At 41.1% G+C, this 15,044-nt stretch carries 10 protein-coding genes and 1 tRNA gene; 1 reads left to right on the plus strand and 10 read right to left on the minus strand.

Features of this window, described 5'->3' with window-relative positions; all coding sequences use genetic code 11:
- Window positions 1–924: 924 nt before the first annotated feature.
- The 9 genes from WKT11_RS06890 to fba all read right to left on the minus strand — a co-directional run bounded on the left by WKT11_RS06890 (window position 925) and on the right by fba (window position 12,284).
- Entirely contained in the window at window positions 925–1,461 is a 537-nt protein-coding gene (locus WKT11_RS06890; protein ID WP_117844006.1) for a nitroreductase family protein, read from the minus strand.
- Between the two features lie 60 nt (window positions 1,462–1,521).
- On the minus strand, window positions 1,522–2,961 hold the full coding sequence (locus WKT11_RS06895; RefSeq protein WP_340283410.1) for a L,D-transpeptidase family protein: 1,440 nt from the start codon (window positions 2,959–2,961) through the stop codon (window positions 1,522–1,524).
- 149 nt (window positions 2,962–3,110) lie between these two features.
- On the minus strand, window positions 3,111–4,820 hold the full coding sequence (locus tag WKT11_RS06900; protein ID WP_340283412.1) for an extracellular solute-binding protein: 1,710 nt from the start codon (window positions 4,818–4,820) through the stop codon (window positions 3,111–3,113).
- Complete coding sequence (locus WKT11_RS06905; protein WP_243009548.1) at window positions 4,817–6,589, minus strand: cache domain-containing sensor histidine kinase; 1,773 nt, start codon at window positions 6,587–6,589, stop codon at window positions 4,817–4,819. The genes WKT11_RS06900 and WKT11_RS06905 overlap by 4 nt, the downstream gene beginning before the upstream one ends.
- A complete protein-coding gene (locus WKT11_RS06910) occupies window positions 6,486–8,024 on the minus strand; it encodes a response regulator transcription factor (protein WP_117844004.1) in 1,539 nt (512 codons plus the stop codon). Before WKT11_RS06910 ends, WKT11_RS06905 begins: the two co-directional genes overlap by 104 nt.
- Before the next feature lie 117 nt (window positions 8,025–8,141).
- A complete protein-coding gene (locus WKT11_RS06915) occupies window positions 8,142–8,981 on the minus strand; it encodes a carbohydrate ABC transporter permease (protein WP_119242486.1) in 840 nt (279 codons plus the stop codon).
- Complete coding sequence (locus WKT11_RS06920) at window positions 8,981–9,835, minus strand: carbohydrate ABC transporter permease (RefSeq protein WP_117844002.1); 855 nt, start codon at window positions 9,833–9,835, stop codon at window positions 8,981–8,983. The genes WKT11_RS06915 and WKT11_RS06920 overlap by 1 nt, the downstream gene beginning before the upstream one ends.
- 86 nt (window positions 9,836–9,921) lie before the next feature.
- Window positions 9,922–11,196 (minus strand): ABC transporter substrate-binding protein, encoded by a 1,275-nt coding sequence (locus tag WKT11_RS06925; RefSeq protein ID WP_119242487.1) that lies wholly within the window; start codon window positions 11,194–11,196, stop codon window positions 9,922–9,924.
- A 224-nt stretch (window positions 11,197–11,420) separates the two neighbouring features.
- Window positions 11,421–12,284, minus strand: a complete 864-nt coding sequence (gene fba / locus WKT11_RS06930) for a class II fructose-1,6-bisphosphate aldolase (protein ID WP_117844000.1) — start codon at window positions 12,282–12,284, stop codon at window positions 11,421–11,423.
- Window positions 12,285–12,517: 233 nt separating this feature from the next.
- Here fba and WKT11_RS06935 point away from each other — a divergent pair.
- Window positions 12,518–12,599: transfer RNA gene (locus WKT11_RS06935), tRNA-Tyr, on the plus strand.
- A 195-nt stretch (window positions 12,600–12,794) separates the two neighbouring features.
- Here the strand turns inward: WKT11_RS06935 and WKT11_RS06940 are convergent.
- Window positions 12,795–14,930: a glycoside hydrolase family 13 protein gene (locus WKT11_RS06940; protein ID WP_340283420.1), complete on the minus strand. Its 2,136-nt coding sequence runs from the start codon at window positions 14,928–14,930 to the stop codon at window positions 12,795–12,797.
- Between the last annotated feature and the right edge of the window lie 114 nt (window positions 14,931–15,044).

Below are 15,044 nucleotides of genomic sequence, written 5' to 3' on the forward strand. Positions count from 1 at the left end.
AAACCGTTCTCAATCAATGAAGTTCGTTTCTTACGAATCGAACCGCATTCGCATCTTTCGATGCTCATGTGTAAAGAATTTTCGAGAATCGTATGTGTTTCACTGTTTAGTTATCAAGGTTGTCTGTCTTGCGACAGCTTGTTTACTTTATCACATCTGTTTTTCTTTGTCAAGCACTTTTTTAAGTTTTTTTCAAAGTTTTTCGGACTCTTTCGATTTCTCGAAACGTTTCCCAGATGTATGACTGTCAGCTCTGTTCAAGCGACTTGATTACTTTAACATGTTTGTTTTAAGTTGTCAAGCACTTTTTTTAATTTCTTTTTTCTTTCAGAAATCTATTTAAATTGTTTTTATCTTATAAACAATTATTTCCGACAGCTCATCTAATATAACACCGAAAAACCACAATGTCAACAGTTAATTTCATAATTTGACAAACTTTTTTATTTCCACCTTAGAGCGTGTTTCAAACACACTCCAGGATTCACCCAGTCCACATCAGACATTCATCCCATCTGACACCTGAATTCCATCCCTCCGCCCTCATCCAGCCCTGCCCTACACACAGCACCCACATACCATATATACACAACACCCCAGCTTTTCCGTCCCATTCATACTATATATAGGAAACTTTTCTATTTCGCAAAACCAACAAACCACCATACCCCTTCTCCTTCAGCCGTTTCAGTCACAGCCAACAGCCAGCAAGCTCAAATCATTCTCTTCGGCGACATTTGCAGGGTCTTTAGAAAATCTTAGCCCCGGAAAATCTGCGTTATTCGCAGATCACTCACTGTCTGAGCGCAGCGAGTTTGAGTTATCTGCGAATGCTTTTAGCTGATTTTCCGGGGCTTAGCTTTTCTTAAGACCCGAAACCGAGCCGAAGAGAATGATTTGAGCTTGCGTCCACTTCAGCTGATCTTACAAAAACTTCACTATCTCTTCTGTATCCTTCCTCTTTGGTCGTCCAGGCTCTTCCCCCGGAACTCCGACCGCAATTACCGCAACAACTGTCTCCGTTTCCGGAACAGAACAAAATTCTCTGATCTTATCCGCATCCCTGATCCCCATAATAAGAGTTCCATATCCCAGTTCTTCTGCCTTTAATATCAAGTTCTCATTCTGCAGCCCGAGATCATAGCATCCCCATCCATTTCCAAGTTCATTATCCGCAGTTCCATCTTTTTGAAAACCAGCTCTGTTATGTACGAAAGTACTGACCAGCAATACTGCATTCTCACATTTACCTGCATTCATTTCCGACAGACATTCCCGTCTGAACTGATCCACATCCTTCGTATCCATAATACAGTAATAACGTCCTGTCTGAGAATTCTTCCATGAAGGCGCCTCCTGAGCAGCTTTTATCATACTCAGAATTTCATCCTTAGTCACAGTATTCCCCTCTGCGTATTTACGAACACTCCGCCTCTTTTCAATCAGATTCTGAAATTCCATGTTTGTACCTCCTCTATTCTTTCTCTTTGATCAGACAGACGAAATCCATCCTATATATCTTTAATAAATAATAATAGGATATCCTCCATCTATCGTATTATATATCAATGCTGCCTGATCTTCCGGCAGATTGATACATCCATGACTTCCATTTCCTGTCTTATATCTGTTTCCTCCAAATGCAGACTGCCAGGATGCATCATGAAGTCCCTGCCCATAAACAAATGGCATCCAGTATTTCACGTTCACTGCATATCCATATTCATCACTACTTAACGTAAACGGGCTTGCTTTATATGCTATTGGCCATGCACCTCTGTATGTCTCACGTTCTGCTGTCGGCGCGCCGCTGACAATATCTGTTTCTGTAACCAGTGCACCGTCTTTATACAGCCATAAATGCTGTGAATCAAGACTGACTTCTATATAACTGCCTGCCAGATCATCTGTTCCGTTTCTCTTCATGCCACTGCTGCTGTACACCGGCTCTCTGGATATATTTTCACCACTTTTAAGATCTTCAAGAAGCTGTGTCAGCTCTGCATCCTGATCGATCCTGTATCCATATTCATTATCAGAAACTGTCACATCTGTTCCCAGCGATGTATGAAAGGCACGTGGAACATAAATCGTATTATATTTGTTCGCCATATTCGATATGTAGTCTGCCACCGCATCCTTATCAAGGCTGATACCACTGTTTTTGATTTGCAGCCAGGAACTGATCGTATCTGATTCCAGCACCTGTGTTTCCTCACCAAACAGATAAGTAACTGTTGTACTGCGGTATTTTTTCAGCAGACTATTTAATTTCTTTACCTTCTGTTTCATTTCACCAGATTCTTCAATATCCGGCTGGCGGTAAACTTCTTCACCCAGATTGATTTTCACATCAGATGCAAGCAGTTTAGTCTTAAAATTTTTCTCCAGAGTTTCCTCCACATAGTTAAGCAGCCTGTTTTCATCAATCTGATTTCCCTGAACCTGTTTAACCAGAATATATTTTTTCTTCTTTTTACTGTATCTAATATGGGCATCCGCTGATTCTGTTCTTTCTTTATTATCGAAGTTCTCTGCTGCCAGAGCTGTCTTTTCCTGATTTTCATTCTTAATGATCTGATAATCAATTGTATAATCTTTCTCAGATGCAAAGAGCCTGAAATCCTGACTCCTCTCCTGCTGCAGTGTTTCCAACTCATTTCTCAGACTGTCCGGCTCCAGGCTGTATCCAAGCTGAGCCATAGAAACACTGTAAACATCCTCTCCATCTTCATGGAATATTATGTTTTTGTTATGAAATGCCTCATTTATCTTCTGCTGTGCTTTCTCTGCTGTAAGCTTTGACACATCCAAACCATATATGGAAATCTTCCGTCCCAGAGTTTTGGTATCGATCATATGTATATAGGCAAATAAACCAATTCCTATAGACAATACTGCCGCAATGCAGATTCCCAGAAGCAATTTCCATGTCCTTTTTGTGATCGTCTTTTTCGTCATAGTTTCTTCCCCTGCTTTTGTTATATTTTTGTAACTCTTCATCAACTGTTGTAAAGATACTGAACAGTTACATATTTTCATTTTATCCAATGCTTATTATATAAAAAGAAACGAAAGTATCTGTAACTCATACTTTCGTTTCTCGTTTTCTATTCATCGCAGTTATCTCGGATATTCTGCAAAAGCTGAGTTCCTCCCTGGGCATACCACTCCTGCACAAATTCATCGAAATAGGATAATGGCTGCCGTCCCATAATAATCTGGATAAATGCATCTCTTTCAAGAGTCTGAAGCATCTGTGGCACCTCAAGATCCGAAGTTTCCAGGTAAATTTTACCCGGTGGCTGATAGTGGGCCTCCACCAGTACTCCTACTGCTGAAATCCTTGACTTGTAAGCAGCCCAGTCCTCCCCTGTAACATTTTTACCTTTCAGATAATTCATACAGGCTGAATAATAAGATTTCTCAATGGCACTCAGTTCCTCCTCCTGCATTTTCCCTGCAATAACTTTCTGCATATCCTCCGTTACCTTATAAGTAGCCTCATTATAATCTACATTGATCACCAGTGGTCTTGCTGTAGGATCTACATTCAGGGCAAAATAACTGTTGACTTCCTCTGCATCATCTGCTTCATACCTGGTATAGTCAAACAGTACACTGAGTATTTTCATCACTATTTCCGGATGTTCATATCCTTTCCTGACTACCACATATTTATTATCACGAAATGAGGCATAGGTTTCCGATGCAGTCTTCATATCTGCCGGAAAATAATAAGGTTCCCAGTCTGATTCCGGATTCTTCTCATGTTCTTCCATCAAAGGATTGTTAGGGGTCCACCAAAGTCCGAAAAACGCTCCACATTTTCCGTTAACCACCAGATCCCTGAGATTATTAGAAGCCCGGAGTGCAAAGTTCTGATCCAGGATTCCACGTTCATACAGCTTATTCAGATATTGCAGTGCGTCTTTTGTCTCTTCTGTCAGTGAACCGTAAACAATCCTTCCATCCTCACTTCTCTGCCATCTCTGAGGATTAGCCCCAAATTCCTGAAAAACAGGATCTACTGAATAGCTGCTGCTGGTAGTCCCCACCAGAGAAGTATCACATACCAGACCAATAGGATTTTCCCCATCTTCTGCTCCCATACGGTTTTTCTGAAATTCCTCTATTATATTAAATGCATCTTCCAGAGATTCCGGCTCTTCAAGCCCCAGCTGTTCCATCCAGTCTTTTCTGAGCCACAGCAGACACGGGCCATGATCGATAACAGTCTCCGGCATTGCCATCAGCCTTCCGTCATAGCGTACAGAATCCAGAAGTTCAGCTCCATAGCTGTCATACATTTCCTTGATCTTATCAGAAGTACAGCAGTTATACACATCCGTCAGATCTTCCACAAGATCGTTTTCCACCATTTCATCCAGCGTATTTTTGTCAGAAATCACCATCACATCAGGCAGGGTCCTGTCCTTGATGAGCACATTTACAAATTCATTATATCTGTCCTCACTTTCCATATAAGTATTCTCATTCTGAATATTCAGCATCTCTTTCAGATATCTGGTATAAGCATTATCCTCATAAGTAGCACCCTGAGGCATATTTGAATTATTTGCCCCACTCATCTGTGCCAGAGTATAGGTCACTGTTTCCGGATATCTGTCATAAGGTGTTGTCTGCGCCTTCTCCCACTGCTCAGAATCTTCCTGTGTCATCCTGCTTTGTGTCTTTGATCCCTTCACTTTATCTTCAGATGTTTTACTACATCCTGCTGTTACGATCAGCCCAGCCATGATACTCACCAGAAATATCATCTTATATCTGTTGTTTTTGCCGCTTTTCTCTGCTCTCATGATATTTCTCCTTTCGGGATCCTCATCTCTACCCTGGTACCTTCGCCCACTTTACTCAAAATGCGGATAGTATAATCCTTTCCATACAACAGGCAAATACGGTCATTGACATTTTTCAGGCCATAACCTTCTGCCTGATACATGATCAGCCGCTGTGCCACCTCCTGCTCCATGCCAAGTCCATTGTCCTCCACTCGCAGGAGCACATCACTGCCATTATCCAGAAAAGAAAGTTTCAGGATTTTTTCCCCTTCTTCCTTCACATCCAGACCATGTTCCAGAGCATTTTCCACCACCGGCTGCAGAATCAGTTTCGGTACTTTTTCTGTTTTCACCTGTGGATCAATGTTCCATTCGATCTGAAAATCATTATCATGCATAACAAGCTGTATAGACAGATAGGCCTGGATATTGCGGATACAATTCTCCACTGTGACCATATCTTCCCCTTTGCTCAACGCTGTACGATAAAACGTAGATAAGTCCAATGTAACTTTACTAATCTCTTTCTGATCACTTCTAATAGCCATCCAGTTGATAATAGATAAAGAATTATACAGGAAATGAGGATTGATCTGTGCAGTCAGAGCCTTCAGTTCAAATTCCTTCAGTGCAATCTTATTCTCATATACTTCACTGATCAGCCTGTCGATTTCCCCCATCATCCTTCGGAAGCTGCGGATCAGAAGTCCCACCTCGTCTTCCGAATCACTGTAAACTGTAACTTCCCTGATGCCATGGTTCACCTGATCCATATTTCTTGTAAGCTGTTCAATCTTCCTGGTAAACAATCTGGAAAAAACCAGTCCCAGGATAAAAATGATCAGTACACATCCTATGATCAGAGGTATCTCTGTCAGCAACATCTGATATACTGACTGTTCAATGGATTTTCTGGTCTTGTACAGATAAAATTCCCATCCTGTATCCCTGCTGATGCTGCTTACAGATACATAATTCTTCTGCACGGCTTCCAGCACTTCCTGAGAATCTGTCTTATCTGCCAGATCATTCTCCTGTATTTCCTCTCTGCGGTACAAAATATTTCCTGATTTGTCCAGAACCATTCCTCCGGATTCCTCTACGATCACATTATTCAGTGGTTTAAAGATCTTATTGTAATCCAGAGTAATGCATAAAACAGCCTCCAGTTCCTTTCCGTTGTAAAGTTGTCTGACTGCCACGATTTCCGGCTTTTCGGTATTCACCATCCACTGCACCTGCACATCATCAGTGAGAGAATCACACCACCATTCCTGCTTCATCTCGCTTAAAGGCACCAGTGTATATTCATGGCGAACCTTAATACTCTGTGCAAAAAGCTGAATCTGTTCAATAGCATCATGATATGACTTCGGCACAGTCAGAAGAGGATCCACAATATAGGTATATTTCTCATATGCCATATAATTATCCATACTTTTCTCATTAATCACCTCTTCAATGTCCGGTGAGTACGTAAGATAGTTGAGCAGGCTGGTAAAAATCTCTATCTGGCTGTCAATGCTCTCCCTGGTCTGTTCCAGAATGGAGGATGTATCCTCCAGTTCATTGTGCCGTACCAGACGGCTCATGCTGATATGGCTGTATAAAGCAAGTACCGTCATAGGAACCAGGCTTGCGATCACAAGGAGGATCGTCAGCTTATGACGGTACTTCATATCCCTAAATTTCTTTCGGATGTTCTTCATCTTCACCTGTTCCTTTCCTGTAGGATTCAGGACTGCTGCCATAATATTCCCTGAAACTACGACAGAAATAAGATACATTGGAAAAGCCTACCTCTTCGCTGACCTGCGCTACCTTCATATTTGTACCACACAGAAGTTCCTTGGCTTTTTCCATACGGAACACCCTGATAAAACGATTCAGGTTCATCCCTGTCTCTTTCTTAAAAATAAAGCTTAGATATCCTGAAGAAAGGTATACCTTCTCCGCCAGCATCTCCAGACTCAGATCTTCTGCATAATGCTGGTAAATATAATTCTTCACTGATGCCACTTCATTTCTGGATTCACTCATAGACCTCTCCAGAAAAGCTCCGTACTCCTTAATATTTTCCTCTGTAACCTTAAGGATCTGAGAAATATCAGTGCAGTTATACAGACGATCGATTTCTTTATCCAGACGCCTTTCCTCTGAAAACTGTGTTTCCTCGAAAAGTGCCTGGATCACATTGGAAAACACAAATTTTATATACATGGCTGAAAACTGTGTACTTTCTTTATATTTATCAGCCAGACATTTAAAATGGATCATCAGTTGCTCCAGATCCCTGCGGCTGATATCTTCGGAAATCCTCTGCATCAGCTGTGAATCCTGCGCAGACCTGTCTACATGACGGAATTCCTCTTCTTCATTGGTAAATACATGATTTTCAGGATGATAGAAACGCTCCTCCATCTGCTGTTCCAGTTCTGCCAGGATTTCCGGCAGAGCTTCACACCCTTCAAACTTTCTGCTGACAGCCAGATGAAAACTCCCCTGATACTGACGTTTCATAATAGAATAAAGATGATTTGCCACCAGCACATAGTCACAGTACACATCATTAAACAGAAGCAATGACTGCCTGCCATTCAGATTCAGATAAAAAAATACTCTGCGCAGTTCCTTCTGAAGATTCTCTACCAGATCATCATCTGCTGTATCAAAAAATGCCTGTGAAGATTCTATCAGAATCCCACAGTGCCACTGATTCCATTTCTCCAGGTCCACCATATCCCTGGCTTTCTCCAGAATTTCTTCTTTTCCTGCATAAATGTAATTCTGCAGAAAATACTGCTGTAGGAAATCCTGTTCTTTCTGACTGCGGATTTTGTTATTTTTATTTTTTTCAATTTCCTGTTTTATTTTGCCGATAGTTTCATGAAAAATATCCGGATCTACCGGTTTCAGTACATATTCCTTTACTCCATACCGGATAGCTTCCTGTGCAAAAGTAAAATCATTATAACCACTGAATATCACGATCTGCAGTTCCTCATTTTCTTCCTTTGCACGCTTCGAAAGTTCCAGCCCGTCCATGTGCGGCATTTTTATATCTGTGAGAAGCAGATCAATATTTTCACTGCGCAGCACATTCAATGCCTGTTTCCCATTGGATGCTTCTAAAATATGAAAGTCCCCTTCTTCTCTGGAAAGAAGAAATCTGATTCCCTCTCTCTCTATCTTCTCATCATCAACAATTAATACATTATACATATGCGTCCCCCGCCTTATTTTTACTGTACTCCGATAATCCACCCCGGATATATCGAAAAGCAAATAAAGATAGCCCGGCAACGGAACTATCTTTATCCTGCTGATAACTCTATTTTATCATCCCTTTACAGCGCCTGCAACAACACCCTCAATAATATATTTCTGGCATACCAGGTAAACAATAACGATCGGGATAATATCGATCATAATACTTGCCATCATCGGTCCCATCTGTACATGACCGAAGCTTCCGCGGAAGTACTGTACTGCCATAGGAATGGTACGGTATTTCTTAATATCCAGTACCAGGGTCGGCAGAAGATAGTCATTCCATACCCACATCAGCTGAAGGATTGCAGTGGAGATAATGGTAGGCTTCAGGATTGGAATCAGGATCTTGAAAAATACCTGTAACGGATTACATCCATCGATCAGGGCAGCCTCTTCAATTTCCAGTGGGATTCCCTTTACAAAACCGGTGAACATAAATACTGCCAGTCCTGCACCAAATCCCAGATAAATAATACAGATATTATAAGGAGTGTTCAGTTTCAGTGTATCTGCCGTCTTTGCCAGAGTGAACATAACCATCTGGAAAGGAACTACCATACTAAATACGAACAGATAGTATAAAATCTTGGAAAGCGCTCCATTTACACGGACAATATACCATGCACACATAGAGCAGCACAGCAGGATCAGTACTACTGACATAACTGAGATCACAAGGCTGTACCAGAAAGATTTCAGGAAATCCATCTGTGTTACGCTGGCTACATAGTTTGTAACTCCATTCCATATTTCACCCAGAGGAAGTTCAAATACTCCTGTAGTTGTAATGGCTGATTCCTTTTTTAAAGAGTTTAAAAGGATCAGTATAATAGGATAAATCCAGAGAAGGGACAGTATGGTTAATATAATTATAGGAATAATACTTTTCTTTTTATTGTTTTCCATTACTGTTGTACCTCCTTAGATGATGTTGCTTTAAGCTGAATCAGGGCAATGGCTACAACCAGAATAAAGAATACTACCGCTTTTGCCTGACCGATTCCCTTCCACTGTGGTCCGCTTCGTGCATAGAATGTATCATAGATATTCAAGGCAAGGAGCTGAGACTGCTTGGCAGGATCTCCACCTGTAAGAGAAAGGTTCTGGTCGAACATTTTAAATCCATTTGTCAGTGTAAGGAAGGTACAGATTGTAACAGACGGCATGATCATCGGTATTTTAATCTTGAACAGAATCTGTCTGGATGTAGCTCCGTCAATCTGTGCCGCTTCGATAAGATCAGGTGAAACATTATTCAGACCTGCCACATAAATGATCATCATATATCCGATCTGCTGCCAGCACAGAAGGATCAGCATACCGATAAATCCGTTCTTTGCAGACAAAGCCAGCAGCGGTTGTCCCCATTTGGATAACAGACCATTTAATAAGGTCTGCCAGATGTATCCAAGAACAATACCACCGATCAGGTTTGGCATAAAGAATACAGTTCTGAATGCATTGGTGCCCTTGAATCCCTTTGTCAGCGCCAGTGCAATGGCAAATGCCAGAACATTGATCAGAATACTGGATATAAAGGCAAATGCTACAGTCAGCCAGAACGCATGGCTGAAAGTATTGTCAAGTAATATTTTCTGATAGTTTGAAAATCCTACAAAAGTAACATCCTGCACTGTGGTAAATTTACAAAATGAAAGGTAAATTCCCCAGATAAACGGCCACAAAAATCCAATTATAAATGCAGCCAGTGTAGGCAGGACGAAAATTGGCCACCACTTTTTGATTGTTTTTCCTACCATGGTAAATCTCTCCTATTCTTCCCATTCTCTGCTTAGAATCTATAAAAGGGAGACAGGAATCTCTGCCTCCCTTATTTTTTAATTCATTATTCAGAAAGTGCCTTCTCTGTTGCCCAGTTGTCAACAAACGCGCTCTTAACATCATCCCAGGAACCTGATCCTGCTGCATATGCTGTAAGAGCAGATCCAAGAGAGTTTTTCCACTCTTCAGATGGCATTGTTGTGAAGTTCCATGATACAGGTGTCAGACCAGCTTCTGTATACTCTGCATCCTGTTTTACAAATACGTTGCTTGGTGCCTCTGCTGTTTTGAAAGGAATTGTGAATCCCATATCTTCAGCCATGGATTTTGTTCCTGCTTCAGAGGTTACACACCAGTTCATGAAATCAAGTGTTGCTTTTACATCAGCTTCAGATGCATTCTTATTTACACACCAGTAATTCTCTGTACCAGTTGCAAGACCTTCGTTTGCATCATCTACACCAAAGTAAATCGGGATCATAGCCAGCTCATCATCTTTGAATGTTTTAGCAAGTTCACTATATTCCCAGGAACCATTCTGATAGAATACTGCTTCACTATTTACAAATTCATTTCTGGAGTCATCTGCAGTTTTTGCAGAAAGCTCAGAACCGTCACAGGTAGAATCTGTAATGTAAAGATCAAATACATTCTTGTAGTTATCAAGGTATGTACCTTTGATCGCATCTGTATCATCGACTCCGTCTTCTTTGTACTCATAGTAGATTGGAAGGTTTGCAAGATGTGTTTTAAATCTCCAGTCAGAGGATCCGTCCATACCTGCGGAAGTAAATGCTCCCTTAATTCCCAGATCATCTTTTTTGCTCTGGATATCATCAGCAACTTTCTTTAAATCATCAAAGGATTTAATATCGTCCAGAGTATATCCTGCTTTTTCAAGTAAGGTCTTATTTACGATCAGACCATAGGATTCGATTACATATGCGATTCCGTCCACTGCATCTCCATCCTTTAAGCTGTAGGAATCAGATGTCAGCTGTGAGTAAATATCGGAATCTTTCAGGTCATAGCAGTAATCTTTCCAGTTTTTCAAGCCAACCGGTCCGTTTACCTGGAATAAGGTAGGAGCATCACTCTTTGCCATTTCTGACTGAAGTGTTGTCTCATACTGTCCGGAAGCTGCTGTAACAACAGTTACCTCTGTACCAGTTTCCTCTGTGTATTCTTTTGCCAGGTTCTGCCAGTCTTCATCCTGCTCTGGTTTGAAGTTTAAGTAATAAACCTTTCCAGCGTCATCAGCCATTGCCGGTACTGCCGGGATCATAGTTGCTGCCATAAGTACTGCCATTCCCATTGCTGTTACTTTCTTCATCTTCATAATCGTTTTCTCTCCTTTTCCTATGACGTTTTCTGTTTCTTAACTTGAGTATATTGTAAATTTTTCAGCAGGATTTCGCCATGATAAAAAATCAAGAAACATGATAAATTTTTCAGATATTGATTTTTTTATATATACATTTTTTATGTCATAAAAAGAAGAAAAAAACAGACCCCGTCAGGTCAATCCTGTCAGAGTCTGTTCTCTCTTTATGCCTTTATGTCTCAGGCTTTGTCTACTGATCCGAATAATTCCATTTTCTCTTTAACAGTAGCTTTGATTGCTTCGAAGCCAGGTGCAAGAAGTTTACGAGGATCATATCCTTTACCCTGCTGATCTTTTCCTTCTTCGATGTATTTACGTGTAGCTGCTGCGAAAGAAAGCTGGCATTCTGTGTTTACATTGATCTTGGATACACCAAGGTCGATAGCTTTCTTGATCATATCTGCCGGGATACCTGTGCCACCGTGAAGTACCAGAGGCATCTCTCCTGTCAGTTTCTGGATTGCATCCAGAGTCTCAAAGCTTAATCCTTTCCAGTTAGCCGGATATTTTCCGTGGATGTTACCGATACCAGCTGCAAGGAAGTCAATGCCAAGGTCTGCGATCATCTTGCATTCCTGAGGATCTGCGCATTCGCCCATTCCTACAACACCGTCTTCTTCACCACCGATGGAACCAACTTCTGCTTCCAGAGACATTCCATGGTCAGCAACGATCTTAACAAGTTCTTTAGTTTTTGCAACGTTCTCTTCGATCGGATAATGAGATCCGTCGAACATGATGGATGAGAATCCTGCTTCAACGCATTTTAAGCATCCTTCATAGCTGCCGTGGTCAAGGTGAAGAGCTACAGGAACTGTGATGTTCAGTTCTTCCATCATTCCGTTAACCATACCAACAACTGTTTTATAACCAGTCATATATTTACCAGCACCTTCGGATACACCAAGGATTACAGGAGAGTTCAGTTCCTGAGCTGTTAAAAGGATAGCCTTTGTCCACTCAAGGTTGTTGATGTTGAACTGTCCAACTGCATAATGACCAGCTTTTGCTTTTTTCAGCATTTCTGTTGCGCTTACTAACATGATAAATTCCTCCTAATCTGTAGTAACTGTTGTTCTTTCCCAGTCACTCTAATCAATCTTTGATATGGAAGTAAATCTATATCCAGATATGGTTATCTTACCAGATTTCTGCTTTTTCGTCTACCATTTTGCTAAAAAAATGACAAACAAAATTAGACGGATATAATTTTTATTTTTGTAAAAAAAGTTCTTGCATTCTTTGTCTGTTTCATATATAATAAATTTCGGTTCAAGGATGGATTCCCGAGTGGCCAAAGGGGGCAGACTGTAAATCTGTTAGCAACGCTTTCGAAGGTTCGAATCCTTCTCCATCCACTAAGGTTCAGACAATTGTCTGAACCTTTTTTGTATTTATTTGTAACTATTCAGCAGTCTACTATCCCGCGAGGTGTGTGAACAGTAACAAAGATACTATTGAAAACAGAAGGAACAATAACAGCAGCAAAGGCAGTCTCTTATCAAAAAAGAAACTGCCTTTGCTGCTATTCTATATCTTCACTGTTTTTTCTATTAATTCTTATGATGCAATACCATCGTGCCAAATGCCGGCATAGTAATCTTTAATATTCCGGCAGTGGCTGTATATTCTTCCGGCTCCTCCGTGAATCCTTCTGCGGATGTCACAACAATCCTCTTAAGCTTCGTATCTGCAAGACGACTGATGCCTGCCTGCCATAACTGAATTTCCACGTCGCGGCTCTCGGCCTGGTTATTTATGATCACGATCATCTGCTCTTTTCTTGAAAATCTTGCATAGCAGAGTCCCTGATAATCATTCCAGAGGAATCCCAGCGAACCTGTCTTTAATACTTCATAGTTCTTATGGATACGGATCATCACTCTGTGGAAATCAATCATCTGATAATCCTCACGTCCCCATGGATACGTACGTCTGTTATCCGGATCTGTAAACCCGCAAAGTCCTGCTTCATCTCCATAATATACTGTCGGTGCACCCGGCCATGTCATCTGGATGGCAACCGCTTCACGCATAACTGCCGGATTTACACCCTCTGATGCAGCTTCTGCGCCTGCATAAGAAATTCGTCCGACTTTGTGATTCGTTCTGGTCAGGAATCTGGAATGGTCATGGTTTGATAACTCGTTCATCGCAGTCTGAAGAGCTGACATATGAAGGGATCTCATATGAGTTTTCATGGCTCCGATAAATGCCTCACTGTTTCCAAGCAGATCCTCACGATATTCATCACTATGTTTCTCCATACCTGTCAGAAACCATGTCAGCGGTTCCATAAACGCATCATAGTTCATGACTGTATCCCATTCATCACCCTGCAGCCATCCTTCCGGATTTCCATAATGTTCAGCCAGAATAATCGCATTTGGATTTGCAGCCTTCACTGCTTTTCGGAAATCTTTCCAGAACTGATGGTTGAAGTCATTACTGTGTCCTAAATCTGCTGCCACATCCAGTCTCCATCCATCTACATTGTAAGGTGCTGATACCCATTTCTGTCCAATACGCAGGATGTAATCATACAATTCCCTGGAACCTTCATAATTTAACTTAGGCAGCGTATCATGTGCCCACCAGCCATCATATGTGGTATTATACGGCCAGGCATTCTGATCATTAAAAGAAAAGAAGTTACGGTACGGACTGTCTGCTGAGATATAAGCTCCTTTCGGATATCCTTCCTGATTCTCGTAAATACGCTCTCTGTCCAGCCACTTATTGAAGGAACCACAATGGTTAAATACACCATCCAGGATAATCTTCATTCCTCTTCTGTGAATCTCTGCTGTCAGCTTGGCAAACAGCTCATTGCTGGCTTCCAGATTCTTCTTGTCGGTTACACGCTTAATATATTTCCATGCATGGGAATTATCACTGTCATCTCCGATAAGGATTCCTTCATCACAGTCTTCTACAATCCTGCCATAATGAGGATCTACATAGTCATAATCCTGGCAGTCATATTTATGATTACTTGGAGAGACAAAGATTGGGTTCAGGTAAATAACCTCAACACCCAGATCCTGCAGATAATCAAGTTTATTCATAATTCCCTGCAGGTCACCGCCGTAAAATTCACGCACACCCATCACTGCCGGAATCTTATTCCACTGTTCTACCTGTACACTCTTATCTCCAATATAATGATATTCTCCGGTTACAACATCATTGGTAGGGTCTCCGTTTAGGAAGCGGTCTACATAAATCTGGTACATAACCGCACCTTTTGCCCACTTCGGTGTATCAAATCCCGGATAGATCTCGAAATCCATTCTGCCTTCATGCTTCGTACTGATTCCAATGTTATTATAATAGCAGGTTACCCAGCCATACTGTATCTCAAAATAATAACGGAAGATGTCTTCTCCAATGGTTACCTGGGCAGAATAATAATCAAATCCGTTCTCTGTCTCGCAAATCTCCATCTGCACACGCTGCTCCTGGCTTACCAGATATACAGAATCTACATTATTTCTCTGGGTACGGAATTTGATCGTTACTGTATCTCCTGCCTTTGGTTCTGCAGGTGTTCTGTAATATTCTGTTCCGTCACTGAAAAGCGCCTCTTTATTAAACACAGGACGCATATTCAGGATGTACTGCATTCTTTTTTTTATATCTGCTTTTTCATGTTCCATTTCCGTCCAGTCCTCTCTGTCATTTATCATTTTATTATTTTATCCTAAAATAAACCATCTGACAACCATCTGTTTTTCCCAAAAATACTTATCTATTCAGTGATTCTGCACAAGTATATCTTCATTCATTTCTTTGATTATACA

The sequence above is a fragment of the Blautia sp. HCN-1074 genome (assembly GCF_037890165.1).
Taxonomy (GTDB): Bacteria; Bacillota; Clostridia; order Lachnospirales; family Lachnospiraceae; genus Blautia_A.